Origin of the sequence: Halomonas sp. SpR1 (assembly GCF_031010175.1) — a bacterium.
Lineage (GTDB): Bacteria > Pseudomonadota > Gammaproteobacteria > Pseudomonadales > Halomonadaceae > Vreelandella.
On sequence record NZ_JAUAMB010000003.1, the window covers coordinates 77,969 to 104,105 of the forward strand.

At 56.3% G+C, this 26,137-nt stretch carries 22 protein-coding genes; 6 read left to right on the forward strand and 16 right to left on the reverse strand.

Translation table 11 applies throughout. The features are described from left to right. Positions 1-94: 94 nt before the first annotated feature. Entirely contained in the window at positions 95-1,456 is a 1,362-nt protein-coding gene (locus QT231_RS03520; protein WP_308335550.1) for a diguanylate cyclase, read from the reverse strand. A gap of 209 nt (positions 1,457-1,665) precedes the next feature. Here QT231_RS03520 and QT231_RS03525 point away from each other — a divergent pair, with 209 nt between their 5' ends. Both QT231_RS03525 and QT231_RS03530 read left to right on the forward strand, forming a co-directional pair. Next, positions 1,666-2,115: an antitoxin Xre/MbcA/ParS toxin-binding domain-containing protein gene (locus QT231_RS03525; RefSeq protein WP_308335551.1), complete on the forward strand. Its 450-nt coding sequence runs from the start codon at positions 1,666-1,668 to the stop codon at positions 2,113-2,115. After that, on the forward strand, positions 2,112-2,576 hold the full coding sequence (locus tag QT231_RS03530) for an RES family NAD+ phosphorylase (RefSeq protein ID WP_308335552.1): 465 nt from the start codon (positions 2,112-2,114) through the stop codon (positions 2,574-2,576). The genes QT231_RS03525 and QT231_RS03530 overlap by 4 nt, the downstream gene beginning before the upstream one ends. 16 nt (positions 2,577-2,592) lie before the next feature. Here QT231_RS03530 and urtE read toward each other — a convergent pair whose 3' ends face one another. From urtE to QT231_RS03585, 11 genes are all read right to left on the reverse strand, one after another. After that, the gene (urtE, locus tag QT231_RS03535; RefSeq protein ID WP_308335553.1) at positions 2,593-3,300 is read right to left on the reverse strand and encodes an urea ABC transporter ATP-binding subunit UrtE; all 708 of its coding nucleotides are present in this window, start codon (positions 3,298-3,300) and stop codon (positions 2,593-2,595) included. Continuing rightward, entirely contained in the window at positions 3,300-4,136 is an 837-nt protein-coding gene (gene urtD / locus QT231_RS03540) for an urea ABC transporter ATP-binding protein UrtD (RefSeq protein ID WP_308335554.1), read from the reverse strand. The genes urtE and urtD overlap by 1 nt, the downstream gene beginning before the upstream one ends. Then, complete coding sequence (gene urtC, locus QT231_RS03545) at positions 4,133-5,308, reverse strand: urea ABC transporter permease subunit UrtC (protein WP_308335555.1); 1,176 nt, start codon at positions 5,306-5,308, stop codon at positions 4,133-4,135. Before urtC ends, urtD begins: the two co-directional genes overlap by 4 nt. A gap of 3 nt (positions 5,309-5,311) precedes the next feature. After that, a complete protein-coding gene (gene urtB, locus QT231_RS03550; protein ID WP_308335556.1) occupies positions 5,312-6,931 on the reverse strand; it encodes an urea ABC transporter permease subunit UrtB in 1,620 nt (539 codons plus the stop codon). A 93-nt stretch (positions 6,932-7,024) separates the two neighbouring features. After that, on the reverse strand, positions 7,025-8,386 hold the full coding sequence (urtA, locus tag QT231_RS03555; protein WP_308335557.1) for an urea ABC transporter substrate-binding protein: 1,362 nt from the start codon (positions 8,384-8,386) through the stop codon (positions 7,025-7,027). A 489-nt stretch (positions 8,387-8,875) separates the two neighbouring features. Next, positions 8,876-10,264 (reverse strand): group II intron reverse transcriptase/maturase, encoded by a 1,389-nt coding sequence (ltrA, locus tag QT231_RS03560; protein WP_308335558.1) that lies wholly within the window; start codon positions 10,262-10,264, stop codon positions 8,876-8,878. A 524-nt stretch (positions 10,265-10,788) separates the two neighbouring features. Beyond that, positions 10,789-12,291, reverse strand: a complete 1,503-nt coding sequence (locus tag QT231_RS03565; protein ID WP_308335559.1) for a tripartite tricarboxylate transporter permease — start codon at positions 12,289-12,291, stop codon at positions 10,789-10,791. Positions 12,292-12,345: 54 nt separating this feature from the next. Beyond that, positions 12,346-12,828: a tripartite tricarboxylate transporter TctB family protein gene (locus tag QT231_RS03570; protein ID WP_308335560.1), complete on the reverse strand. Its 483-nt coding sequence runs from the start codon at positions 12,826-12,828 to the stop codon at positions 12,346-12,348. Between the two features lie 113 nt (positions 12,829-12,941). Continuing rightward, the gene (locus QT231_RS03575) at positions 12,942-13,940 is read right to left on the reverse strand and encodes a tripartite tricarboxylate transporter substrate binding protein (RefSeq protein ID WP_308335561.1); all 999 of its coding nucleotides are present in this window, start codon (positions 13,938-13,940) and stop codon (positions 12,942-12,944) included. 174 nt (positions 13,941-14,114) lie between these two features. Beyond that, positions 14,115-14,858 carry a response regulator gene (locus QT231_RS03580; protein WP_308335562.1) on the reverse strand — a complete coding sequence of 248 codons (744 nt, stop codon included), beginning with the start codon at positions 14,856-14,858 and terminating at the stop codon, positions 14,115-14,117. Between the two features lie 69 nt (positions 14,859-14,927). Next, entirely contained in the window at positions 14,928-16,601 is a 1,674-nt protein-coding gene (locus tag QT231_RS03585) for a sensor histidine kinase (RefSeq protein WP_308335563.1), read from the reverse strand. A gap of 100 nt (positions 16,602-16,701) precedes the next feature. Here QT231_RS03585 and QT231_RS03590 point away from each other — a divergent pair, with 100 nt between their 5' ends. Further along, the gene (locus QT231_RS03590) at positions 16,702-17,472 is read left to right on the forward strand and encodes a DUF481 domain-containing protein (protein WP_308335564.1); all 771 of its coding nucleotides are present in this window, start codon (positions 16,702-16,704) and stop codon (positions 17,470-17,472) included. Positions 17,473-17,474: 2 nt separating this feature from the next. Here QT231_RS03590 and QT231_RS03595 read toward each other — a convergent pair whose 3' ends face one another. From QT231_RS03595 to QT231_RS03605, 3 genes are read right to left on the reverse strand one after another with little or no spacing between them, the layout of a single operon-like run. Continuing rightward, positions 17,475-18,245 (reverse strand): ABC transporter permease, encoded by a 771-nt coding sequence (locus QT231_RS03595; protein ID WP_064235651.1) that lies wholly within the window; start codon positions 18,243-18,245, stop codon positions 17,475-17,477. 30 nt (positions 18,246-18,275) lie between these two features. Continuing rightward, positions 18,276-19,058: an ABC transporter ATP-binding protein gene (locus tag QT231_RS03600; RefSeq protein ID WP_308335565.1), complete on the reverse strand. Its 783-nt coding sequence runs from the start codon at positions 19,056-19,058 to the stop codon at positions 18,276-18,278. Positions 19,059-19,060: 2 nt separating this feature from the next. Next, the gene (locus QT231_RS03605; protein ID WP_308335566.1) at positions 19,061-20,143 is read right to left on the reverse strand and encodes an ABC transporter substrate-binding protein; all 1,083 of its coding nucleotides are present in this window, start codon (positions 20,141-20,143) and stop codon (positions 19,061-19,063) included. A 357-nt stretch (positions 20,144-20,500) separates the two neighbouring features. On the opposite strand from QT231_RS03605, the gene QT231_RS03610 reads away from it, so the two are divergent. Beyond that, entirely contained in the window at positions 20,501-22,069 is a 1,569-nt protein-coding gene (locus tag QT231_RS03610; RefSeq protein ID WP_308335567.1) for a BCCT family transporter, read from the forward strand. Positions 22,070-22,108: 39 nt separating this feature from the next. Here QT231_RS03610 and gcvA read toward each other — a convergent pair whose 3' ends face one another. Next, positions 22,109-22,993 carry a transcriptional regulator GcvA gene (gcvA, locus tag QT231_RS03615; protein ID WP_308335568.1) on the reverse strand — a complete coding sequence of 295 codons (885 nt, stop codon included), beginning with the start codon at positions 22,991-22,993 and terminating at the stop codon, positions 22,109-22,111. Between the two features lie 123 nt (positions 22,994-23,116). Here gcvA and QT231_RS03620 point away from each other — a divergent pair, with 123 nt between their 5' ends. Further along, a complete protein-coding gene (locus tag QT231_RS03620) occupies positions 23,117-24,610 on the forward strand; it encodes an aldehyde dehydrogenase family protein (protein WP_308335569.1) in 1,494 nt (497 codons plus the stop codon). 69 nt (positions 24,611-24,679) lie between these two features. Then, positions 24,680-26,137, forward strand: a complete 1,458-nt coding sequence (gene nhaC, locus QT231_RS03625; protein ID WP_308335570.1) for a Na+/H+ antiporter NhaC — start codon at positions 24,680-24,682, stop codon at positions 26,135-26,137.

Consider the following 26,137-nt stretch of genomic DNA (forward strand, 5'->3'; position numbering starts at 1 on the left):
AACCCTTGTTTTTTTTCGCACCAAAAAAGATCACCGATAGCACAGAGGCACCAAATAAGTGCATTGAAGTATCAGATTTACACTTCCAACATAATCACAGCACCACGACCCGATCTCGCCCGCCGCGCTTCGCTTGATAAAGTGCTTGGTCAGCCCGCTGCAGGGAGTGGTGATAGTCAGGATGGCCATCGTGAAGCGTAACGCCCACGCTAATCGTCACGTTAAGCAGCGTATCCGCGCCAGCGAGCATCGGCTCTTTAGCCACCGACTGGCGCAACCGCTCAGCAAATAATCGACTACCCTCATGATCGGTATCCACGAGTACGATTAAAAACTCTTCGCCGCCCATGCGGAACACGTAATCACCCCCACGGGTAGAGCGATCAAGAATACTTGCCACCTGCTGCAGCACGCTGTCGCCTGCGTCGTGACCATGGGTGTCGTTGATCAATTTGAAGTGGTCGATATCCACCATTAACAGCGCAAAACTGTGCTCCGAATGGCGAGCAATGTCGATTTCGCGGCTAAGCACGACCGACAGAAACTTGCGGTTGAGTAAGCGGGTCAAGCTGTCGCGTCCGGCATCTAAACCGGAAGCACGCTTCAGTACATCGTCGAGCAGCATCAATATCGTGCGGGCGGCGTCTCGAATCTCGCCCAGCGCCTTAAGCCGCTGGCTGGCATCTTCATGTAGCAGGCGTTCCAGCCACTCACGATCCACTTGCTGAATATGCCGGGAGATAGTGGCGATCTCTGGCGCGCCCTCAAACGCATGGCACGCTTTATGGAAGTACCACAGGCCAAAATCGGAATTGGCTAACTTCGGCAGCGTGGCGATATCGTGCTGGGCGGCCACCGCAAACATCAGCTCATTTTCCCAGTTCAGCAGCGCCGAACGCTGGCGCTCACGCTCATCACCGATGCTTTGAGTGAGGGAAAATAGCTTGTACGCCTCTTCGGTGCGCGCATTACGGTCGCTGGCCACTGAGTAGGCGTGGCTCATGATTTCCATGGCCATATCAATATGCTCGGAGACATACACCGAAGCATCCCCTGGCGACAGCGGGCTTTCAAACGTCGCGTTGATCTGCTGGTAAAACGCCTGCTTAAGCTGCCGCGCCCCGTTAAGCACCAGGTTAACGGGAATATCAATACGGGCATGCACCTGCCCCACCTTCTCCTGATGCTCTACCAACGCAGTAAAGTCGACATGCTCAACAGTGAACATTGCACTTAGCCAGCGCTGCATAGAAGGATTTAAGCGTTGCTGCACTTGTCCGTTTGAGAGAAACAGCGAGGCATGGGGATCGTCCAGCATCACCCCATAAAAGTGATCTGCAAAGTAGCCACAGTGGTTTTCTACTAATGTTTCTACCGCCTGACGCAGCGGCCTAGGCGTGCGCTCCAGAAGCGTTTGCCACTCGGCGGCGAGCTGATGTTTATCTTTATAGCGCATACCCCACCCGATTCTGATTGCTAAAGCAATCTATGTTACAGACAAAGAATCACCTACAACCGAACACAGAACAGGGTTTTAGTGAAAAGAGGCGCTCTTAGTTGATCACTGCCTCAGAGGTCTTTCGACCATGTGTATTCCTTGACGAGTGCCAGCACACACTGTATACCAAATGATATATCTTTGAACTATCAAAAGAGGATGGCACCATGGATGTCCACTTCACTCAATACCAACCACCCAAAGCCTTGGCTTCGGGTTTCTGGCAACAAGTTGGCCTGCCTGCCCGTGGCCGCAAGCTGCATGAGTTATTGCATGAAGGCGTGGAGTACCGGGTTTACCCCCAGCTTGCCAAAGTGTCAGGTATCGAGCAAAAAGCACTGGCAGGCTATGTGGACATTCCCTCTGCCACGTTGAGCCGTCGCGCCAAATCGGGGCGCTTTAAGATGGCGGAAAGTGACCGGCTGTATCGCTTTGCTGAGCTCTTTAAAGCGACGCTGGATCTGTTTGAAGGCGACGCCGATGGCGCCCGCGCTTGGCTGCTCAAGCCTAATGCCGGGCTAGGCGGGCGCCGTCCCGTCGAAATGAGCGCAACCTCGGCGGAGTATCAAACGGTGCTTAACTTGATCGGGCGGCTGGAGCACGGGGTCTCGGTATGAGCGAGGTCACCGCTTACCGGCTGGTGAAGCGCAAGTTTCAGGAGACAGCGTTTGATGGCGAAGGTGCACGGCTTTACGGTGGGCGCTGGAACAGCCCAGGGAATGCCTGTGTGTATGTGGCAAGCTCTGAATCGCTGGCGCTACTGGAAATTATGGTGCATCTGGAAAGCTATCGGCTGCTTAATGCCTATGTGCTGCTGCGCCTGACGCTGCCGGCCAAGAGTATTTTAAGCGTTGGAGTCGAAAATCTACCGGAGAACTGGCAGGAAGCACCCGCGCCAGCAGAGACCGCCGAACTGGGTGATGGCTGGCTGACATCCGGCCAAAGTCTGGCGCTGGCGCTGCCTAGCGTGGTCGTGCCGAGAGAGCTCAACTATATGCTCAACCCGGCACACCCTTTATTTGATCAAATCGTCGCCACGGCCGAAGCGCTGCCCTTCCAACCCGATCCAAGACTCTGAACCGGGTGTGGATAACTTAAACCGTCAAATGCTGCTTGATCAGCTCATTGGAAAGTTCGCTGATCTCGCCTTTGGCCACCGGGCGGCCGCGATCCATGATCACGAAGCGATCGGCGTACTTGCGGGCAAAGGGCAGTTTTTGCTCTACCAGCAGCACCGTTAACCCGTCCTCGTTGATCAACTGGCGGATTACCTGGCCGATTTGGGCGACGATATTGGGCTGAATGCCCTCCCCCGGTTCGTCCAAAATCAGCAGCTTAGGCTCGATGACCAGCGCACGGCCAATGGCCAGCTGCTGCTGTTGCCCGCCAGAAAGGTCGCCGCCCCGGCGGTTTTTCATCTCCTTAAGCACCGGGAACAGCTCGTAGACCCGCTCGGGGATTTTTTTCAGCCCGTCGCTGCGGGCGGCAAGGCCGGTACGCAGATTATCTTCCACGGTGAGCAGCGGAAATATCTGCCGCCCCTGGGGCACATAGCCGATGCCCAGTCGCGAGCGCTCCTCCACCGCTTTTTTGGTTAGCTCGATCTCGCCCGTCTCAGTGGTGTAACGCAGCTTACCGCTTTTCACTGCCACTTCGCCCATAACGGCTTTTAACAGCGTGGTTTTGCCTACGCCGTTACGCCCCATCACGCAGGTGCACTGGCCTTTGGGCACGTCAAGATCCAGATCCCACAGCGTGTGGCTTTCGCCGTAAAACTGGTTGAGTTTTTCGATCGCGAGCATCAGGCGGCCTCCTCGTCGTCTGCACCCAGGTAGACCTCTATGACTTTGGGGTCGTTGGAGACCTGATCCATGGTGCCTTCCGCCAGCACACTGCCCTGGTGCAGCACGGTTACCTGACGAGCGATCGAGCGCACAAAGCCCATATCGTGCTCCACCACCACCACGGACTGCTTTCCGGCAAGCCCGGTTAACAGCTCGGCGGTGCGCTCCATCTCCTGCTCGGTCATGCCCGCTACCGGCTCATCCACCAGCAGTAACCGCGGGCGCTGCATCAGCAGCATGCCGATCTCCAACCACTGCTTCTGGCCGTGGGAAAGAATCCCCGCGGGCTGATGGCGAAGCTCCGCTAAGCCGATGGTTTCCAGTACTTCGTCGATACGGTCTTTGATCTCGCCAGTCATGCGCGCAGTGAGCGTGGGAAAAATCCGCTTATCGGCGGCCATGGCCAGCTCAAGATTTTCAAACACCGACAGCGCTTCAAACACCGTGGGCTTTTGAAACTTACGGCCAATGCCCAGGCTGGCGATATCGGGCTCGTTCATATTCAACAGGTTATGACGGCTGCCGAACCAAACGCTGCCGCTAGTGGGTCGCGTTTTGCCGGTGATGATATCCATCATGGTGGTTTTACCCGCCCCGTTGGGGCCGATAATGCAGCGCAGCTCACCGTCGTCGATGGTTAGGTTGAGATTATTGATGGCTTTGAAGCCATCGAAGCTAACGGTGACGTCTTCCATGTAAAGAATCGGGCCGTGGCGGACGTCCACCGGCGAGGCCTGGGGCGCCATAAAATCGAACACCCGGTCACGCTGGGTCAGCGAGTGCAGCAAACTCATGCGGAGGCCTCCTTGGGTGTGGGAGCAGCATTCGGGTCAGACTTTGCCGGATCGTCGCGCTTGCGCCGCTTGAGATAGCGAAACAGCCCCGCCACCCCTTTGGGCAGAAACACCGTGACCAGTACGAACATCGCCCCTAGCGCAAACAGCCAGGCATCGGGCATCACGCCGGTAAAGATGGTTTTGGCGTAGTTGACCAAAATGGCGCCGATCACTGCGCCATACAGCGTGGCGCGTCCGCCCAGCGCAACCCACAGCACAATTTCGATGGAGAAAATCGGCGAGAACTCGCTGGGGTTGATAATCCCCACCTGAGGTACGTAGAGCGCCCCCGCCAGGCCTGCCAACATGGCCGAAACCACAAACACAAACAGCTGGAAGCGTTCGACCCGGTAGCCAAGAAAGCGCGTGCGCGCTTCGGCGTCACGGGTGGCCACACTTACCCTGCCCAGCTTGCTGGTAACAATGGCGCGACAGAGGATAAACCCCAGCGCCAGGGCAATGCCGGTGGCCAGGAAAAGCCCCAAACGGGTGGCGTCACTGCGTAAGTCAAAGCCGACTATTTCGCGGAAATCGGTCAGGCCGTTATTGCCGCCAAAGCCCATTTCATTGCGGAAGAACGCCAGCATCAAGGCAAAGGTCAGCGCCTGGGTGATGATCGACAGATACACCCCGGTGACCCGGGAACGGAACGCTAAAAAGCCAAACACCAGCGCTAATAGCCCCGGGGCCAGCAGCACCATGGCAAACGCAAACCAGGCCATATCGAAGCCCTGCCAGAACCACGGCAGGCTATCCCAGTTCAGGAACACCATAAAGTCGGGCAGTACCGGGTGACCGTAGGTGCCACGATCACCGATCTGGCGCATTAAATACATGCCCATGGCGTAGCCGCCAATGGCAAAAAAGGCGCCGTGGCCGAGGCTTAAAATGCCCAGATAGCCCCACACCAGATCCACCGCCACGGCCAGAAGCGCGTAGCTTAGGTATTTACCGAACAGGTTGACCGTATAGGCGCCAATATGCAGCGGGTTTTCCGGTGGCACCGCCACGTGTAGCAGCGTCACCAACGCCAGCGCGGCGACTAAAACGCCGAGAAATATCTGCGTCGAACGTTCGCTGAACGGGCGTGTTAGCCAAAAGTTTGTCGATGATTCGGTCGTTAATGACATCGTTTAGCCCTCCGCAGCCCGGCCCTTCTGCGGGAAGAGTCCACGCGGGCGTTTTTGAATGAATAGGATGATAAAGACCAGCACGATAATTTTGGCCAGCACCGCGCCTGCCCAGGGTTCCAGCACCTGGTTGATAACCCCCAGCGAGAGCCCAGCGACTAGCGTCCCCCACAGGTTGCCCACGCCGCCGAACACCACGACCATAAAGGAGTCGATGATGTAGTTCTGACCCAGGTTGGGGCCGACGTTAGTGAGCTGGGAGAGCGCGACCCCGGCAAGACCGGCCACGCCGGAGCCCAGTGCAAAGGTCATAATATCCACTCGGGTGGCACGAATACCCATGGAGCGCGCCATGGCGCGGTTTTGGGTCACGGCACGCACCTCTAGCCCCAGCCGGGTACGGCGCATAATCAGCATCAGGCCCGCAAACACCACCAGAGCAAAGCCGAGCACGTACATGCGGTTGAGCGTGAGCGACAGCGCATCGTTAACCACCAGCGAGCCGCTCATCCACTCCGGGGTGATGACGGTACGGTTAAGCGGTGAAATCACCGTGCGCACTAGCTGCTGGAGAATCAAACTGATACCGAAGGTTGCCAGCAGGGTTTCCAACGGGCGGCCCTTGAGGAACTGGATAACGCCGCGTTCGATCGCCACACCGGCTAGCGCCGCGACCATAAAGCCTGCAGGAATCGAAAGAATCAGCGCCAGCCCTGGTTGGCCAGGTAGCAGTTGCTGCATCGCCCAGGTGGTATAGGCACCCAGCATCATCAGTTCGCCGTGGGCCATATTGATCACGCCCATGACGCCAAAGGTGATCGCCAGGCCAATCGCCGCGAGCACCAGAACCGAGCCCAGGCTCAAACCGAAATAGAGGGTTTCCAAACCGCGGTTGATTTTGAGCTGCTGCTCGATGCCCGCCAAAGAGGCTGCTGCGGCGTTGGCCACCACCGGGTCGTCACTATTGGCCGCTCGGCTTAAGGCCACGCGAGAGCGCGGGTGCAGGCTGCCATCCAATGCTTCGACGCCCGCCATTTCGCCCGCTTCCGCGCGATAAATCGCCACCGCCTGGGTCAGGCGATAGCGCACTTGATCGTCTTCTTCCTGCTCGATCAGTTCATTGAGTGTGGGCACCAGTTCACCATCCACTTCTCCCAACAGGCGCTCAGCCGAGGTACGCCGGCGCTCAACGCTGGGCGAGTAGAGGTCAACGACCGCAATGGCGCTGCGCAGTTGATTGCGCAGGTTGTTATTAATACCGATACGCTCCAGATCGCGTCGGGACATCTCGCCCAGCGCTTCGCCGGTCAATACATCGGCCACCGGCCAGTCGCGGCCGCGGTTCTCCAGCACCAGTACAAAGCGACCGTTTTCGGTGCGCTGTAAGCGGCCATCCAGCAGTGCCTGCAGCCAATCACGGGCGCGCTCGTCATCGCTTTGCAGAATAGCCGTAATGGCTTCGCCTTTAGCGGTGTAGGAATCAACGTCCAGCGCCTCTAACAGTTCGAGCGCGGCCGCATCATTTGTGGGATTGCTGGCGGCGTCTGTTGATTGTGCCTGCGCGGTGAGAGTAGTCCCCACCAGCAGAAAGCAGAGCAGCGCCAAGGAAAGGAAACGCCTCATGGGGTTCTTCCTTTGGTTATCTAAGAGGGAAAGATAGCGTGCTCCTTGCCGCGCCTACCATCGAACCACGGCGCGGCAAGGGGGTGTTATGCGTTACTCAGCGAGTGCCGCTTCGGCTTCTTCTGCTGCGGTGCTGCCACCGCATGAACCGTTAACGACGTTGAAGTTGCCGCACTCCATCGGCTTGCGCCAATCGGCAATCAGGTCGCGCGAACCAGGCAGGTAGTCAGACCAGGCGTCGCCCGCCACGGTAGACGGTGTTTGCCAAACGATATCGAACTGGCCGTTGTCCTGAATTTCACCAATCAGCACCGGCTTGGTGATGTGGTGGTTGGGCATCATCGCTGCATAGCCGCCGGTCAAGTTAGGCACCGTGACACCGATGATGGCGTCCTTGACCGCATCTACGTCGGTGGTACCGGCTTTACGCACCGCTTCAGCCCACATATTGAAACCAATGTAGTGCGCTTCCATGGGGTCATTGGTGACCGCTTCTTCGTCGCCGGTGTACTCAATCCAGGCATCGATAAAGTCGTAGTTGTCGTCGTTATCGACGCTCATGAAGTAGTTCCAGGCGGCCAGGTGGCCCACCAGCGGGTCGGTATCGATACCGGTCAACTCCTGCTCACCCACTGAGAAGGCGACGACCGGAATATCGGCAGCGTCGATCCCCTGGTTAGAGAGCTCGGTGTAGAAAGGCACGTTGGCGTCGCCGTTAACCGTGGAGATTACCGCGGTGGGTTTGCCCTCTTCACCGAAACGACGAATTTCGGCCACGATGTTCTGCCAGTCGGAGTGGCCGAACGGCGTGTAGTTGACCATGATGTCTTCTTCCGCGATGCCGTGTTCATCCTTGAGGAAGGCTTCGAGGATGCGGTTGGTGGTGCGCGGATAGACATAGTCGGTACCCACCAGCGCAAAGCGCTCGATACCCACTTCGTTGATCAGGTACTCAACCGCAGGAATGGCCTGCTGGTTAGGCGCGGCACCGGTGTAGAAGACATTTTCTGAGGACTCTTCGCCTTCATACTGAACGGGGTAGAACAGTAAGCCGTTCAGCTCTTCGACCACCGGCAGTACCGCTTTACGGGAAACCGAGGTCCAGTTGCCGAAGATCACGTCGACTTCTTCTTGAGCCAGCAGCTCACGGGCGCGTTCGGCAAACAGTGGCCAGTTAGAGGCGGGGTCGACGACCACGGCTTCTAGCTGACGACCCAGCAAGCCACCGGCTTCGTTCTGCTGTTCAATCAGCATTTCGACGGTGTCTTTGAGGACAGTCTCACTGATCGCCATGGTGCCAGAGAGGGAGTGCAGGATACCGACTTTGATCGGATCACCGTCCTGGGCGATGGCCTGAGTGCTGGCGCCCATGACGGCAGCGGTAAGTAGAGCGGTCGCGAAACGGCCACGTGACAGGAATGGTTGCGGGTGTGTCGAGCGTTTGAGAGTGTTCATTGTTAATCTCCTTGCACCCCTTATGACTGGGGTTTGTTATGACCGGGGCTTGATGATTGGCTTCGCACTTGGGGTTGTTGTGTTAGCTACCCCAATACGTCCACTAGCCAATACGTCCACTAGCCATTAACACTTGCAAGGGGTGCGCCAGATTGGCACAAAGTGGTCTTATAGCTATTTAATCAGCCACTTAATAATCATCATAAAAATTCAACACTGCCCTTCTGCACCAAAATAAAGCGCAACACCGCTGCCAAAGTACGTTCTCAATGCACCACCAAGATACAGCGCACCAATTAAGCACATGAGCTTTTTGAACACAGACCGGTAACGTAATACTCACCCATTAGTTACAAACACACTCTTTGTTATCAGTTAAAAAAGTCGATAAAAAGGGGTGAATAAAAAAAGAATAGAATCGAGTAGGAAGGGGAGTCGCCTCCCCTGTCCTCTCACACCACCGGGCATACGGTTCCGTACCACGGCGGTTCATGAAGAACGCTTGAGCCATCTTACCGCGTCCAGTATCGAGATCAGTCCCTGGTCGTAAAACCACTTTCTCGGCAGGGCTTGATTCATGTGCGAAGCCCCGGCATTCCACCAGGGGCCTCGACCGTTACCCGCCGATTTCCAGGCGCGGTGCCTGTTTATGCCCAGCCCTTTTAACTTCCGGCGCCGAGTTGCTGGGCGTTTCCATTGCCGCCAGATCAGGCCGCGTAAGCGGCGGCGTATCCATTGATCCAGCGCTTCCAGCGGGCGCTTTACATCAACGAGGTCAAAGTAGTTGGCCCAACCCCGCAGGACGGGTTCCAACCCCTTGATCACTCGCTGGATGTGACGCCCCCTCCCACGCTTCAGGATCTCACGGACACGCTGCATCATGCGCTTCAGACTGCTCTTGGCTAGCGTCAGTTTCGACTGCTTGTGCCGAGTAAGACTGTAGCCCAGATAGCCGCGTTTCCATGGCCGATCCACCGCACTTTTCGTGCGGCTGACCGTCAGCCGAAGTGAGCTCTCGAGATACTCACTCAAGCTTTCCATGACACGCTCGCCTGCTCGCCGACTTTTGACATACACCTGCACGTCATCAGCGTAGCGGCAGAAGCGGTGGCCTCGGTGTTCAAGCTCCTTGTCCATGTCGTCCAGCAGGATGTTCGCCAGCAGCGGGCTGAGTGGCCCGCCTTGGGGCGTTCCCTGCCGCCTCGGCGTGGGCAAGCCGTGTTGGAACATGCCCGCTTCCAGATAGCGGCGGATCAGACGCAGCACGCGCTTGTCGTCAACGCGCCGCGCCACCCGGGCCATCAGCAGGTCGTGGTTCACTCGGTCGAAGAAGGCTTCCAGATCAAGGTCGACCACCCAGCGGTGGCCGGCGGTGACGTGGGCCTTCATGGCCGAGACGGCCTGCTTAGCGCTGCGCCTGGGGCGGTAGCCGTAACTCGACGTAGAGAACGCTGGGTCGAAGATCGGCATGAGCACTTGGGACAGCGCTTGCTGGATTAAGCGGTCGGTAACCGTAGGAATGCCAAGCTGCCGCGTCCCACCCTTGGGTTTGGGGATGGCGACGGCTCGGATCGGGCTGGGGTGATACTCATCGGCCAATAGCCGCTCGTGCAGCGTTGACCAGTGCTTCTTTAGGTGGTCAGCCAGTTGATGCACCGTCATGCCATCGACACCCGGTGCGCCCTTGTTGGTGACCACCCGACGGTAAGCTCGCGCCATGTTCTCCGGGTCTACGACCCGTTCCATGAGCGAGGCTGGCTCCGCTTTCGTCCACGATAACGACGCCGGGCTCGTCTCGACGCTCACCGGCTGGGACGCGGAGTACTGCTCCTGCCCCTCTGGGTGAGTGACGGTATTAGCGTCGGTTTCTGTCTTCATGATCGATCCTCGAGACGTTATCGCCTACTCGCGGTTCTTCATGTTCGGCCCTTGGTGCCGGGGTGAATCGACACTTACTATGGCCTCTGCTGACGTCTGGTGAGCCATCCCGTCGCCTCTCGACGCCGGTAGCACCGTGGCAGACCACCAGACCTCCCAGGGTAAGACGCGCGACCTTCCCGCTTATGCCTGTCGGATCTACGTTATGGCGTTCCGTGCAAGTACTGGGCTTTGATGATTATAGCCATCTCACCCCGCCACACCGCCTCGTATCCGCTTCCTGTTCGTCAGGCCAGCGTTTTGCCTCGGGCTGCCTTCAGATTCCCCCTCGCGGGAGACACCCTTGCCGTCGGCTAGCACTTCCCCTTGCCGGGCGTGCAGGGGACTTTCATCCCCAAGTCATCCTGAGGCACCACCCCCAGGAACAGCGCCAGTCAAGGCGCTGCGCGCCATGCCTGGCGCACTAAAAAAAGGAGCCTTGGTATCACCAAGACTCCTCGCTATTCACCCTTTAAATGGCGGTGCTAAACAGCCACGTCGGGTGGGACTTTCTTACGCCGTTTTTTCAGCAACGGTAGGCCGAGCGACAGCACGGCAACCACCAGCAGGCCTAGCGAGATGGGCTTGTCGATAAAGGTCATCCAGTCGCCACCGGAGATCTGCAGTGCGCGGCGCATGGACTCTTCCATGATGTTGCCCAGAATCAGCGCTAGAATCAGCGGTGCCGCGGGGAAGCCAAACAGACGCATACCCAGGCCGACCAAACCAAAGCCAAGCAGTAGCAGCAGATCAAATACGCTGAAGCTCATGCCGTAAACACCGATCATGCAGAAGATCAGAATCAGCGACAGCAGCAATGGGCGGGGCATATCGAGAATTTTGGCGATATAGGGAATCAGCGGCAGGTTAAGTGCCAGCAGGAAGATGTTGCCGATATACATACTGGCAACCACGCCCCAAAACACGTCCGGGCGCTCTGCAAGCATCATCGGGCCGGGGTTAACGCCCATGACCAGCAGTGCACCCAACAGTACCGCGGTAGTACCCGAACCCGGTACGCCCAGTGTCAGCAGCGGCACAAAGGAGCCAGTACAGGCAGCGTTGTTGGCCGCTTCCGGCGCCGCCACGCCTTTGATATTACCCTGACCAAAGGTGTGACCATCTTTAGCAATGCGTTTTTCCATGCTATAGCCCAGAAACGAACCGATGGTCGCGCCCGCGCCCGGCAGTACGCCGGTGAAGAAACCTAGTATCGAACTACGACCAATAGGGCCAGCGATTTCTTTCACTTCGCTACGTGACAATTTCAGCGAGCCAATCTCATTGCGGGGCGCTTCTTTGCCACCGCCGCCCCGCAGCAGCATGTAAAACACCTCAGCAAGGGCGAAAATCCCCAGAGCCACCACCAGGAAGTCGATGCCATCAAGCAACTGCACTGAACCGAAAGTAAAGCGCTCAGTCCCGGTCTGCATGTCGATACCGATAATAGAGATAATCACCCCCACCACAGCGGCAATTAGTCCTTTAACCAGGGACTTATCCGACAGCGAAACGACAGCGGTTAAGCCCAGCACCATTAAGGCGAAGTATTCAGCAGGGCCAAAGCTCACGGCCACTTTCGACAGCAGCGGGGCGATCAGCATTAAGAAGATAACGGAAACAGTACCACCGATAAAGGAAGCGTAGGCGGCAATCGCCAGCGCTTTACCCGCCTGACCTTTTTTAGCCATCGGGTAGCCGTCAAAGGAGGTCGCCACGGTACCCGCTACGCCGGGAGCGTTGAGCAGAATCGATGACGTAGAGCCACCGAAAATGGCGCCGTAGTATACCCCTGCCATCAGGATCAAGCCCGATGAAGGATCCATGGCAAAGGTGATAGGAATCATCAAGGCAAGCGCACTGATAGGCCCCAGGCCCGGCAGCATGCCGATGATGGTGCCAGCAAATACGCCGGCAAACACGTAGGCAATATTGATTGGCTCAAGCGCGATGCCAAAGCCGTACATCAAATTATTGAAGGCATCCATGGGAATTACTCTCTTAAGAACTGCTAGCGGAAAGACCTGCTAACACGGCTTTGTTTAGAAAGGCAGCACGCCAGTGGGCAGGTAAACATCCATCACCCGCGTCATGGTCAGGTAGAGCGCCAGCACTACCCCCAGCGACGTAGCGAGGTTAACCCCATGGCGGCGATAACCGTAGTAGACCGTCAGCCCGACGCAGAGTAGCGTTGAGGCGAGCACAAAGCCCAGGGGTACCAGCAAAAACGCATAGGCGGCAATCGCCAGCGAGGTCACGATGACCCGCGCCCATGGCGTAAACAGCATTGGGCCTTGGGTGGCTTCTTGATCTATCTCATCGGCACCGGATATCGGGGAAGGTTTCTCGAAAAACAGAAACACCGACAGGATCAGTAGCGCGAAGCCTAATACTTTAGGAAAGAGGTCAGAGTCGACCGGGCGCGGCAGAGGAAAAGTGGGAATTTGCCACGCCATCGCGATATAGCCAGCGGCCAATACCGCAAATACCAGTGCTAACCATTGGTTGGTATTTAAACGAGTCATAGGAGTCTCTCCGAAAGAGCCGACATGCCTCCCACGGTTAACGATTAACTTATGGCGTTAACTATGGAAGACTCCCAGCCGCACTTGGGCGGCTGGGCGATACAGGAGTGGAATTACTGGCGCAGTAGGCCAAGCTCGCTCAGCACGTCGCTGAACTGCTCTTGCTGCTGATCCAGGAAGGCGCCAAATTCTTCGCTGTTTTGGTAGGCATCGATCCAGCCCAGTTGGTCGCTCGCCTCACGCCATGCATCGGTTTCCAACATTTCGGCGAACAGATCTTCGTAGTAGGCGACTGCTTCTTCAGGCATATCTGGAGCGCCCATCACGCCGCGCCAGATATCAAAGGTGTAGTCGAAGCCCTGCTCTTGATACGTCGGCACTTCGCTCAAACCGCCGCCCAAACGCTCTTCAGAAGAGACGCCCAGCGCGCGCAGTTGGCTGCCTTCACCCAGTTGGCCTACCGCTTCACCAGCACCGCCGACAACGGCTTCAATGTGGCCGCCCATCAGGTTGGTCATGGCATCGCCACCGCCCGAGAAGGGGATGTAGTTAACGGCCGAAGCGTCCATACCGGCTGCTGAGGCAAGGCCTGCAATGGCGATATGATCCATAGAGCCAGGGGCGCTGCCACCGCCCACGCTCAGGCTGGGGTCTTCTTTCAGCGCGGTGAGCAGATCTTCAAGATTTTGATACTCGGAGTCCGCTGCAACCAGAATGATCGAGTAGTCAGTGTTAATCCGCGCGACCGGGGTAAAGTCGGTATGGTCGTAGCGTGAGGCGCCTGCCAGCGGCACCAGAATCATCGGCGGGCTGGTAGCAAATAGCTTATGCGGGTTGCCGCTATCGCGGGCGATTTGGGCCCAGGCTACGGCACCACCGCCGCCGGGGACGTTAATCGCGGCGAAGCTTTCGTCGGCCAGCTCTTCTTGTTGAATCACCCGGGACATGGTGCGAACCAGGGTATCCCAACCGCCACCGGGGTTAGCCGGTGCGACGAATTCGATGGAGCGGCTCGGCGTCCACTCTTGCGCCTGTGCCGCGGTCGTCATGCCGGCAAAAGCAACGATGGGAAGAGCAAATACAGATAAACGCTTGAGGGTAAGCGACGTCATGATGGCGTTCTCCACGTATCAGTGTTGTTGTGTGGGGCGTCTTGTTGTGAGACTGCACGCCGCGAACGTTAGAAGACCATGCCCCTGACCGACAAGCTTGTGCTCATAAAAGACAAAAAGTTCTTTATGGGCATTTTGTTCATTTTGTTCACGCCGGCTTGCTTATACATGCATTTATAGAGACTCAAGCCAGTTGTGTGCCGTTTCTAACAAGCGATAGCGACGCTCGGGCCGCCCTACATCACCATAGCCCAGCTCGGCACTCACTGCCTGCTCGGCAACTAAAAACTCTAAATAGCGGCGGGCGGTTGAGCGGCTGGCGCCCATGGTGCGCGCCATCTGCATGGCGGTGAGAGAGTCGGGGGCGTTGGCCAGGGCATCAATCACCCGGCGCAGCGTCAACCGATCAATCCCTTTAGGCAGGGCTTGGGACAGGGCTTGGTTGTTAGCACGCAACGGCTCGCCGGGCTTCAGGCGCGCCAACACGGAATCCAATTCGTCCTGATTCATCTCGGCCCGGTTGGCCAAGGCTTCACGTTCGAGGCGAAAGCGGGTCAGCATTTGCGTCATCCGCGCGGCTTCAATGGGCTTGATAAGGTAGTCGAACACCCCGCCGCGCAGCGCCTCGCTAATGGTTTCCACTTCCCGAGCGGCGGTGACCATGACGATATCCACATGCACATAGTCGCGACGAATAGCCCATAGCAGCTCCAAACCTTCAACATCGGGCAGGTAGGCGTCCAGTAAAATCAGTTGGATGCTGGCGGCCTGCTCCGCCATGATGGCCTTGGCTTCATCACCGTTTCGCGCCATGCCCACTACATAAAAGCCATCGCTCTGCTCAATAAAGGCTCTGTGGATATCGGCAATGCGAAAATCGTCTTCAACGACCAAAATGCCGTACTCTCCATCAGCCATTGCCTTCCTCCCTAGCCGTCGTGGTCACTGTTTTTGAGATTGTTTTTGAGATTGTTTTTGAGACTGCTGTTAAGACTGCTTTTGGCACAGCGAGCGGTCGAGTACCGCGATAAAGCACGCGCCGCCCAGCTCACTCTCCTCCAGGGTCACGGCACCGCCGTGCTGGCGACAGAGCCTGGCCACCAGCGCCAGGCCAATGCCCTGATGTTTGCCCGTTTTGGTCGAAAAGCCTTCCTGGAAAATCGACTCGGCGAATTGAGCAGGCACCCCTGGCCCGTTATCCTCCACCTCAATCAGCAGTTGCTCGCCCAGGTCGGTGAAAAACAGGCGTACTTTAGGCGCTTTACTCGGCCCATTCAGCGCTGCATGGCAGGCGTTGTCCAGCAAGTTACCCACCACGCTCATCATTACCTCTTGCCCGGTAGGTGTTAGCGGGCAGGAGAGCGAGCTTTGCTCATCAATTTCCAGCGCTACGCCCAACTCCCGTGCGCGGGTCAGTTTACCCAGTAGCGTACCGCTAAGCACGGCGTCGGCTACGTTGCGCATTAAGAAGCTCATCTGCGCCTGGGCACGCTCGGTTTCCTGATGGATTAGCGCCAAGGCTTCCTCGATGCGCTCTAACTGTAGCAACCCAGAGATGGTGTAGAGCTTATTGGAAAACTCGTGGGCCTGAGCGCGCAGCATATCCACATCGCGGCTGGCTTGGGTTAGCGCCTGGGATAGATCGACGATCTCACGACGACTGCGGAAAGTGGCCACTGCCCCCTCGATTTCGCCTTCGTGCAGAATCGGTACGCGGTTGACCACCACCGGGTGATCGCCCAGCCACATCTCCTGGTCGAACTCCTGCTCGCCGCGCCGGAGTACCTCCAGTAGCCGCGAATTAGGCACGATCTCACGGATGGGCTGTCCCAGCAGCACATGCTCATCGTCTAAGTTGAGAAAGCGCCGCGCCTGCTGGTTGACCAGGGTGATATGGCCCTCACGATTAACCGCCAGAATGCCCTCGTGGATCGACTGTAAAATGGCCTCTTTCTCCATAGCCAAACGGGCTATTTCGTAGGGTTCCAGGCCTAAAATGACCTTTTTGAGGTGCTGCGATAACCAGTAGGCACCGGCAAAGCCGAGACAGATCATCAACGCCACCAATGCCCAGCCAAAGCTGTTGTAGCGCGCCACGTCCATCGCCACCCGATCCATCATAAAGCCTACAGACACCAGGCCGATGATATTGCCCTCTTCGTCCCAAATGGGCGCTTTGCCACGAATGGCGGTGCCCAATGACCCGGTTGCCTCGGATACATAGTATTGGCCATGAATCAGCGCCTGATCATTATCGCCCCCCACCATCGGCTGGCCAATCCGCTCCGGCAGAGGATGGGAGTAGCGAATGCTTTGGGCATTGCCCACGACGACATAGCGCGCCCCCGTTTCATGGCGAACGCGCTCCGCCAGGGGCTGAATAATGAAAGAGGGGTCGGGGATCGCAAAGGCATTAATAATTTGCGGCATCGATGCCACCGTTTTGGCCACTGCCAGCGCTCGCTCGCCCATCTGCTGGCTTATAATTTCCGCCTTGCGATGATTGAGATACGTACCCTGTGCCAGTAGCATGCCTGCCAGCAGTAACCCGACTAACAACATTACCTGAAGGCGAAAACTGCGTTTGTACCAGCTACGCCTTGCACGGGTGCGACGCCAGCGCTGCAGGTCGGCTAATGTTCGGGGGCGAGAAACACTCATAGTTAAACTCGAAATGCGTGACCGCACCATTATGGCACGCGCTAGCCAACGGCGTAATCGCCGTCACCCTAAAGTCATCGTTCGCTGATATAATGGCGTAATGCCGAAACCAAGGAGGGATGTAGTGGCAATCGTTCGATGGATACTCTTGCTGGCCTGCTGGCCCCTGTGGTTAACCGCGGCGTATGCCAACCCGTTTTATGGCCCTCCCCCTCCGCCTGATGATGCCCCTGTGTTTAGCGGCGATGTTGAGCTGGGTTTTACCCACCTTTCAGGCAACACCAACAGCCAAACGCTGATTGGTAAAACGCTACTGACGTGGCTTACCGGTAACTTCACCTACTCGCTACGTGGTGAAGTGCGTAACGTTACCAAGGATGACGAGACCAGCGCCGAGCAGTACCTGGTCTCTGGACGCGAACGCTATGAACTGGATGGCCCGCACTATCTATTTGGCTTTGCCCGCTGGGAGAAGGATCGCTTTGCCGGTTACGATCAGCAGCTCTCCGCGATTGGCGGTTACGGCCGCCAGATTCTGTCGAACGACACCCATACGCTGTCGCTGGAAGCGGGCCCGGGTTATCGTCACGATCGGCTGCGCGAGTACGATGATGAGCGCTTGATGGTGACTTATACCGCGCTGGACTATCGCTGGAAATTTTCGGACTACGCCGATATTCAGCAGGAAATGTCGGTGGAGTATACCGACCAAAACACCACTTCTCGATCACTTACAGCGCTTACAGCACGGCTTAACTCAAAGCTATCGCTGCGTTTATCTCACGAAATCAAGCACAACTCCCAGCCACCTGACGACACCAATGTACGCACCGACACAACCACCAGTGCATCTTTGCTCTATCGCTGGTAAGCCTAACGATTTTGCCCCCGGTGCGCCCACCCGGTCATGCGCTTTTCCAACTGAGCAAACAGCTCGTACATCACCATGGCCATGGCGCTGATCACCAGTAGCCCGGCAAATACCAGCCCCATGCGCATTTGCGAACCGGCACTCATCATCAGGTAACCAATACCCTGGTTGGAGGCCACGGTTTCTGACACCACGGTGCCTACAAATGCCAGGGTGATAGCGACCTTCAGCGAAGCAAAGAAATACGGCAGCGAGCGCGGCAGGCCCACTTTAAGCAGCACATCCATACGCCGCGCGCCCAAAACCCGCAGCACGTCTTCCATCTCGGGCTCCAAAGTGGCCAATCCGGTGGCCACATTAACCACGATGGGGAAAAAGCAGATCAAAAAGGCGGTGAGAATCGCCGGTACTGAACCGATCCCAAACCAGACGACCAGGATGGGCACAAAGGCGACTTTGGGGATAGCGTTAAAGCCCACCAGTAGCGGGTAGCAGGCGTTATACAGAAAGCGCGACGAGCCGATAATAAAGCCCAACACCAGCCCCACGGCAACGCCCAGGCCAAAGCCAATCAGCGTTGTCCAAAAGGTTTGCCAGGAGTGCATGGCGATAGGCCCGGAATAGGTCACCAGCGCCTGGGCGGTCTCCAAGGCGCTAGGGAAGATAAAGCTGGGCACATCAAACAGCCGTACCGTGACTTCCCAGATAATGACCAGAGCGACCACGGCGATCCACGGCGCGAGCCGTTCAATTAAGGGGTTATGTTTCGTCATAAGCGCGCCTTTCATTAAGTACTATTAATTTTAAGTACTGCGTACTTCGCCAATCTGGGCGCGCAGTTCCTGCACCAGATCAATAAAGGGTTTTTGGTAAGTGGTTTCCAATGCGCGGGGGCGCGGCAGCTCGATTTGGCGGCGCTCGATCACTCGGCCAGGGCGGCGGCTCATGATGTAGACGGTGTCGGCGAGAAACGCCGCTTCACGCAGGTCGTGGGTCACCAGTACTACCGTAAAGCGCTGCGCCTCCCACAGGTCGCGCAGCACACACCACAGCTCTTCGCGGGTAAACGCATCCAGCGCTCCGAAGGGTTCGTCCAGCATCAGCAGGCGCGGTTGGTGAATCAGCGCCCGGCAGATCGACGCCCGCTGCTGCATACCGCCGGAAAGTTGCCAGGGGTACTGGTCTTCGTAGCCTTCAAGCCCTACGGTCTTGAGCAGCTTGCGCGCCCAGCCGATAAACTCTTTACGCCGTTTACGAAACTGATGGCGGTAAGGCTTGACGATCTCCAGCGGCAGCAAGACGTTATCCAAGGTAGTGCGCCAGGGCAGCAGGTTAGCGTTTTGAAACGCCATGCCGGAGATCTTCAGCGGCCCAGTGACCGGCTCTCCATCCACATTCACAGCCCCGGTCGTGGGCGCATGCAAACCAGTGCAAAGTTTCATAAAGGTCGACTTACCGCACCCAGAAGGCCCAACAAAGGCGACAAACTCGCCTTCGTGGATGCTCAGGTTGATATCTTCAATAGCGTTACCCGACGTATCGTAGGCCAGGCTAACGTCATCAAAGGTGACGAACGCTGCCGACATGCTTATTCACCTTCTGCCGAAAACAGCATGCGTGCTTCCTGGGGAGGTAAGTAGCTTGAGTTGAACACCTGATCTGGGGTTGGAATTGACTCAAGCTGGTAAGCATCGGCGACCAGTTGAATCGCCTGGGCTAGGCGTTCGTCATCGACCCCGCCCACGCCATTTTCACGCGCATCAGGGGTATCCACGACGCTCTCCAGGGCGAGCTTCAAACGCCGGGTTTCCATCTCTACATCAATCAGGCCATCGCGGTTTCTGACGTACTCAATAGCGGCCTCTGGGTCGGCAATGGTATCGCCGAGGGCGCGGTTAAAGGCACGTAGAAAACCCTTCACGGCTTCGGGATTGTCTTCGGCGAAGGATTCGCTGGCGATAATCGCGTTGCCGTATAACGGCACGCCGTAGTCGGGGAACGGCATAATCGTCAGTTCCTCTTCACTCATACCACGCTCTTCAAGATTGAGCAGGCTGGTAAAGTAGAAGCCGGTGATTGCATCTACATCGCCCCGGGTTAGCAGGGTTTCACGCAGCGTGGGGTCGACGTTTTGCCACTCCACTGCATCAGCTTCCAGGTCATTAGCGGCGGCAAACACGCCCCAGGCGCGGTAACCAGTGTCAAAGGCGGGGGCTGCGATGGTTTTACCATTCAGATCAGCCGGGCTCTCGATACCGCGGTCTTTACGGGCAAACACCGCAGCGGGGGTACCATCGTAGACGATATAAACGCCCTGAATACCGGGGCCGCCGGGGTTTTCAGCGAGAAACTCGACCAGCGCGTTAAGATCGCCAAAGCCCATTTCATAGGCCCCAGACGCCACGCGGTTAATTGCCCCTGCCGAACCACTGCCGGAGTCGATTTGAACGTCCAACCCCTCATCGGCGAAGTAGCCTTTTTCAGCGGCCATTAAAAATGGCGCAGAGGGGCCTTCAAAGCGCCAGTCCAATTGAAAGCGTATTTGGGTGTCATCGGCATGGCTGATCGCCGGTATTAATAGCAACGCTGCCACGCAGCCAGTGAGCAGGCGTGCAGTAGAGAGACCGAGTATTGGAGTAGAGAAAGAGAGTTTTGAAGCGGGCATCATCATCGTGAGCATACCTTGTATACAAAATATGCTTTAGCTTTGCAGCAATGCTGCCATTTTTAGTTTTTTATTGGTTTATCAAGTTATTAAGCAACTTTTTAAGCGCTCACTCCTGACCTTATTTCGCCAATATGGTGCATTTGCACCCTGACAACGCACCAAGATAAATCATGTTAGACGTTAGTCTAAATTGGCGGTATACTATGCTCAGTTTCCTGTCCTTGCGCCATTCATTGAATGGCGCTTTTTTTTATCCGTTATTTGGCATGTTATTCAGCACTAATTAATCAGCACTACGCCGCTTAAAAAGACGTTGATAGGCTGCTGTTTTGCCAGCCCTGCCCCTACAAGGTATTCACCATGAATCACCCCGCCACATGCGGCGAAGTCCCTGACGTTAACGGTTCTGGGCGGCTTTCGCTCGGCGATCCTGTCGTTTTAATCTTGAGCATCGGCTTTATCGTCGCTTTCCTGGCGCTATCGCTTTACGACGTAACACTCGTCGCTGAGTCCATCAGCAAAGGCTTCGCTTGGACGGCATTAGCCTTGGGTAGTTACTTCCAACTGCTGTTGCTACTTACCTTTTTTATTGCGATGGGTTTGGCGATAACCCCAGCCGCAAAAGCCAAAATCGGCAATTTAGATGCACCAGAAATGAGCACGTTTAAGTGGCTCTCGATTATTTTGTGTACGCTGCTGGCGGGCGGCGGGGTATTTTTTGCCGCCGGTGAGCCGGTCTACCATTTCCTTGTAACGCCGCCCGCTTTTAGTAGCGAAGCAGGCACGACGGAAGCCGTTTCCAACGCCTTGGCGCAGTCGTTTATGCATTGGGGGTTTATTGGCTGGGCGGTGTTAGGATCGTTAACCGCTATCGTGCTTGCCCATGCTCACTATGTGAAAGGTCAACCATTACAGCCGCGCACCCTGCTCTACCCGCTATTAGGAGAGCGGCTAATGCGCGGGCCCTTGGGTGGCATCATTGATGCGTGCTGCGTTATAGCGGTTGTCGCCGGTACGGTTGGCCCCATCGGTTTTTTAGCGACTCAGGTCAGTTTTGGCCTGCATGAGGTGTTTGGTCTTCCCAACAGCTACACCAGCCAATTGGTTATATTAGCGGTGTTAGCCAGTATGTACGTGCTTTCTGCCATGAGTGGTGTCCACAAAGGGATGCAATTACTTAGCCGTTTTAATGTGTTCCTGGCCATGGCAGTGGGTGGCGTCATTATGCTGTTTGGCCCTAGCCTGTTTTTATTCAATAGCTACCTTTCCAGCATGGGGGTCTATATGAATGAATTCTTCCCCATGGCCACCATCACAGCAGAAACCGCACCCGCCTGGTGGTTGCAGTGGTGGACGGTTTTCTTCTTTGCCTGGTTTATCGGTTTTGGACCGCTGGTAGCGATTTTTGTGGCACGTATTTCCCGCGGCCGCAGCATCCGCGAAATGATCGTCGCGGTAGCGGTTCTCGCCCCCATCGCCACCACCGTGTGGTTTACCCTGCTCGGCGGGTCGGGTATTTATTACCAGATGACTGACGCAATTGAGCTCACCGAGGCACTTAATAGCTTCCAGTTTGATGTCGCGACGTTGACAGTTGCCCAGGCCCTGCCGGGCGGTGCTTGGATGACACTGGCCATTTTAGTGTTGACGACGATATTCGTCGCCACCACCGGCGACTCGATGAGCTACGCCATTGCGGTAGTGGGTGCGGGCCACGACGACCCCAGCCCTTATATGCGCGCCTTCTGGGGAATCGCCATGGCGATTATGGCAGCCGTACTTTTATATATGGGCGCTGGCCAAATCTCGGCCCTTCAACAATTTATTGTGATTACCGCTATTCCGGTGTCGTTCATTCTATTGCCCTCACTGTGGGACGGCCCGAAAGCGGCTTACGCCATGGCGCGGGAACAGGGCATTATCGAGTAACGCATAAAGTGCCAAGCAGCGAGTAACGCTGCTTGGCACTTATAGTCGCGCTTTAATCCATTCAGTAAATGATTTGACCTTATGTAGATCAGCCATGTGTTCTGGGTAGGCCATATAGTAAGCATCCTGGCTGTTGAGTGAGAACGGCCAGGGAATAACCAGTTTCCCTTCATCAAGCTCTTCTTGAGCAAGAAACCTCGGTACTAACGCGACACCACACCCTGCTCGCGCGGCTCTTAGTGCCATATAAAAGGTATCAAACCTTGGCCCGTGGTAGCTGTGCTCTGTATATAGATTCTGGGCTTCAAACCAGTCGTGCCAGGCTTCCGGACGCGTCGATACCTGCAACAAAATCATCTTGGTGAGTGCAAGCGGGTCATTAACGTCCGTTTGCTCCATCACGCCAGGCGCGCAGACAGGCACGACTTCCTCATCCAATAACTTAATGCACTCAGCGCGCGGCCATACTCCATGGCCAAAAAAGAACGCAATCTCAATGCGCTCCTTTTGCATGTCAAAGGGTTCGGCTCGATTCGAAATATTGAGGTTAATGCTTGGGTGTTTAAAGCGGAAACCCTTCAATCGTGGGATGAGCCAACGCGCACCAAAAGTGGGCAAGGTGGCAACATTCAATACATCGGACTCCACGCCATAAGACTGCATATAGCGTGTCGACATCTCCACCTGAGCTAATATTTTGCGCGCTTCACTCAAGTAAACCGCCCCTTCCGGCGTTAGATGCAACCGCTTTCTTACCCGCCGGAATAGCGGATGTTGCAGCGTCGCTTCCAGATGCGAGACCTGCTTGCTCACGGCGCTCTGGGTCAAACTGAGCTCATCCGCTGCACGGGTGAAACTTAGATGGCGCGCAGCTGCTTCAAAACAGTGCAAGCCGGTTAATGAAGGCAAATGTCGACGTCGCATCCCAACCCACCTTATGAAATAAAGGAATGATATTTTTCATAAACATCGTTTGATGGCTCACCAATACCCTCGCAATACTGGCCCTGCAACCAATTTACTCACAACTCAATATTTGGTGAAGCAATGATTCATTCCCTGATGGAAAAAATGGGCGTCGCAAAAGAGCAGTATCAAGGCGGTGACCTTGTTGTAACCACCCCCATTGATGGCAGCGAGATTGGTCGTCTAACAACGTCCTCCAACAGCGAAATCGATACCGCTATCGCGAATGCAGAAAAAGCTTTTTTAGCCTGGAAGCGTGTGCCAGCGCCGCGTCGCGGTGAATTGGTTCGCCTGTTTGGCGAGCAATTGCGCGAACATAAACAGTCGTTGGGTGAGTTGGTCACCTGGGAGTGCGGCAAGATTCTTCAGGAAGGCCTGGGCGAAGTTCAGGAGATGATCGATATTTGCGATCTCGCCGTTGGCCAATCTCGCCAGTTGTTTGGCCTAACCATTGCTTCCGAGCGCCCCGGCCACCATATGCGTGAGAGCTGGCATCCATTGGGCCCGATTGGCCTGATTACCGCGTTCAACTTCCCTGTTGCCCCTTGGGCATGGAATTCGGCCCTGGCCCTGGTATGTGGTAATAGCCTGCTATGGAAACCCTCTGAAAAAACCCCGTTAACAGCACTCGCCTGCCAAGCGTTATTGGATCGCGCAATAGAAGAATTCGGTGATGAAGCGCCCGAGCACCTGAGCCAGGTGATTATTGGCGAACGGGCAGCGGGCGAGCAGCTAGTAGATGACTCACGCGTGGCGCTTATCAGTGCCACTGGCAGCACCCGTATGGGTCGCGAAGTCGGCCCCAAAGTAGCGTCGCGCTTTGGCCGTAGCATTCTCGAGCTGGGCGGCAACAATGCGATGATTTTGGCACCGAGTGCCGATCTGGACATGGCGACGCGCGCCATTCTCTTCTCCGCGGTAGGTACGGCTGGACAGCGCTGCACCACGCTACGCCGCTTGATCGTTCATGAGTCCATAAAAGATGACGTGTTAGCGCGGCTGAAAAAGGCCTACCAAGGGGTGAGCATTGGCAACCCACTGGAAGGCAACTTGGTAGGCCCACTGATTGATCAACAAGCCTTTGATGCGATGCAGAGCGTATTGGCCAAAGCACGTGAGCAGGGTGCGAATGTCTTCGGGGGCGAACGTGTCGATGTTGCCAATAACGATGATGGCTACTACGTGGAACCCGCCATTGTTGAGGTAACCGAGCAAAATTCGCTGGTCAAGCACGAAACCTTTGCGCCCATTCTCTATGTGCTCACCTATCAAGAGCTGGATGAGGCCATTGCCACCAATAATGACGTTCCCCAGGGGCTGTCATCCTGCATCTTTACGACCGATGTGCGTGAGGCTGAAACCTTCGTCTCCGCCGTTGGCAGTGATTGCGGCATCGCTAACATCAACATCGGCCCCAGCGGCGCTGAAATTGGCGGCGCCTTTGGCGGCGAGAAAGAGACCGGCGGCGGTCGTGAGTCAGGGTCTGACGTCTGGAAGAGCTATATGCGTCGCCAAACCAATACCGTGAACTACTCCCGTGAACTGCCGTTAGCGCAAGGCATTAAATTCGACTAACCCTTCCCCATCAAGCAAGGGCTCTTATGTAAGGAGCCCTTACTAAAAACATAAAAAAGAAGGTGATGTATGCGTGACGATGTCCAAATCGGCCCGACGCCGGGCCTCGCGATGGCGCTATTACCACTCCTGGCCACTACTGCCATTCTTATACTGCAGTTTTTTATCTTCTCCGACTTTACTCCCCATATTCCGTTAGTTTTCGGCATTATGATTTGCGCCATATGCGGGCGTATACGGGGCGTCCCCTGGGAAAAAATGGAAGCCTCTATGCTAGAGGTGGTCAAGCTCGGCATGCCCGCCATTTTTATTCTCTTGGCGGTCGGCATGGTGATTGGCACCTGGATCCTTTCCGGCACAGTGCCCACGCTGATGTATTATGGTTTTCAACTGGTTTCGCCCTCCTATTTCCTCGTCGCTACTTGTGTGATTAGTGCCCTGGTATCGCTCGCAACGGGCACTTCCTGGGGAACAGTCGGGACACTCGGGCTTGCCCTGATGGGCATCGGCGAGGGGCTGGGCATTCCCATGCACCTAACGGGCGGCGCGCTCGTTTCAGGTGCCTTCTTTGGCGATAAAATGTCGCCCTTATCAGAGACGACCAATTTAACACCGGCGGTCTGTGAAACGGATCTATGGAGCCATATACGCAGCATGATGGCGACCACAGTGCCCGCGATGCTCATAGCGTTGGTGCTTTATGTGTGGTTGGGCGCTGACTATGGCGGTCAGTTTGAACGCAGCACGGATATTGCCACCTTTCGCCAGGCCCTTGATGCCACCTTTACACTTTCCTGGGTTACGCTGATTCCACCCGTTGTTGTGATTGGTCTGGCACTGTTCAAGTTTCCTCCCTTTCCCACCATCTTTACCGGCGCGGCGATAGGCGGTTTGGTGGCCATCGGTGTTCAAGGCGAAACCTTACACGCCGTATTCGATGCCATGCAGAATGGTTTTAGCAGCAATACCGGCAATTCGGCGATTGATGCACTGCTAAGCAGTGGTGGCGTGCTCTCCATGACCTGGGTGGTTACCTTGACGTTCTTTGCGTTGGGGTTCGCTGGCATGCTGGAGGCGTATGGCACTGTGGATGCGATCATCAAGCAGCTAATGCGGCTGATTAAAGGTCGCTTCAGCCTGGTGGCGACAAGCTCCGGCACGACGCTCGCGGTGAGCACGATTATCGGCGATGTGTATACAACGCTGGTGTTACCCGGCCGTTTGCTAAAAGGTCAGTATCAGGCCATGGGCTACAAAACCTGTACGCTGTCGCGCTCGATCGAAGACAACGGCACGCTCTCTTCTCCATTGATTCCCTGGAACATGGGCGGTGGGTTTGTGTCGTCGACTATCGGGGTACCCACACTGGCCTATGCACCTTTCGCCTTTGCTTGCTGGCTATCGCCGCTATTCGGGCTGCTGTGGGCGCTCACCGGCCGCTTTATTCCCCGCGACGAACCCGAGCAGCCTGAAACAAACGCGACTGAAGCGCCACACTCTGCTCCCACCTCTCAAGCGACTTCATAG

Bases quoted from the DNA above. Each gene is read 5' to 3' on its own strand.
- QT231_RS03520 (WP_308335550.1), bottom strand. From the start codon at position 1,456: ATGCGCTATAAAGATAAACATCAGCTCGCCGCCGAGTGGCAAACGCTT.
- QT231_RS03525 (WP_308335551.1), top strand. From the start codon at position 1,666: ATGGATGTCCACTTCACTCAATACCAACCACCCAAAGCCTTGGCTTCG.
- QT231_RS03530 (WP_308335552.1), top strand. From the start codon at position 2,112: ATGAGCGAGGTCACCGCTTACCGGCTGGTGAAGCGCAAGTTTCAGGAG.
- urtE (WP_308335553.1), bottom strand. From the start codon at position 3,300: ATGCTCGCGATCGAAAAACTCAACCAGTTTTACGGCGAAAGCCACACG.
- urtD (WP_308335554.1), bottom strand. From the start codon at position 4,136: ATGAGTTTGCTGCACTCGCTGACCCAGCGTGACCGGGTGTTCGATTTT.
- urtC (WP_308335555.1), bottom strand. From the start codon at position 5,308: ATGTCATTAACGACCGAATCATCGACAAACTTTTGGCTAACACGCCCG.
- urtB (WP_308335556.1), bottom strand. From the start codon at position 6,931: ATGAGGCGTTTCCTTTCCTTGGCGCTGCTCTGCTTTCTGCTGGTGGGG.
- urtA (WP_308335557.1), bottom strand. From the start codon at position 8,386: ATGAACACTCTCAAACGCTCGACACACCCGCAACCATTCCTGTCACGT.
- ltrA (WP_308335558.1), bottom strand. From the start codon at position 10,264: ATGAAGACAGAAACCGACGCTAATACCGTCACTCACCCAGAGGGGCAG.
- QT231_RS03565 (WP_308335559.1), bottom strand. From the start codon at position 12,291: ATGGATGCCTTCAATAATTTGATGTACGGCTTTGGCATCGCGCTTGAG.
- QT231_RS03570 (WP_308335560.1), bottom strand. From the start codon at position 12,828: ATGACTCGTTTAAATACCAACCAATGGTTAGCACTGGTATTTGCGGTA.
- QT231_RS03575 (WP_308335561.1), bottom strand. From the start codon at position 13,940: ATGACGTCGCTTACCCTCAAGCGTTTATCTGTATTTGCTCTTCCCATC.
- QT231_RS03580 (WP_308335562.1), bottom strand. From the start codon at position 14,858: ATGGCTGATGGAGAGTACGGCATTTTGGTCGTTGAAGACGATTTTCGC.
- QT231_RS03585 (WP_308335563.1), bottom strand. From the start codon at position 16,601: ATGAGTGTTTCTCGCCCCCGAACATTAGCCGACCTGCAGCGCTGGCGT.
- QT231_RS03590 (WP_308335564.1), top strand. From the start codon at position 16,702: ATGCCGAAACCAAGGAGGGATGTAGTGGCAATCGTTCGATGGATACTC.
- QT231_RS03595 (WP_064235651.1), bottom strand. From the start codon at position 18,245: ATGACGAAACATAACCCCTTAATTGAACGGCTCGCGCCGTGGATCGCC.
- QT231_RS03600 (WP_308335565.1), bottom strand. From the start codon at position 19,058: ATGTCGGCAGCGTTCGTCACCTTTGATGACGTTAGCCTGGCCTACGAT.
- QT231_RS03605 (WP_308335566.1), bottom strand. From the start codon at position 20,143: ATGATGATGCCCGCTTCAAAACTCTCTTTCTCTACTCCAATACTCGGT.
- QT231_RS03610 (WP_308335567.1), top strand. From the start codon at position 20,501: ATGAATCACCCCGCCACATGCGGCGAAGTCCCTGACGTTAACGGTTCT.
- gcvA (WP_308335568.1), bottom strand. From the start codon at position 22,993: ATGCGACGTCGACATTTGCCTTCATTAACCGGCTTGCACTGTTTTGAA.
- QT231_RS03620 (WP_308335569.1), top strand. From the start codon at position 23,117: ATGATTCATTCCCTGATGGAAAAAATGGGCGTCGCAAAAGAGCAGTAT.
- nhaC (WP_308335570.1), top strand. From the start codon at position 24,680: ATGCGTGACGATGTCCAAATCGGCCCGACGCCGGGCCTCGCGATGGCG.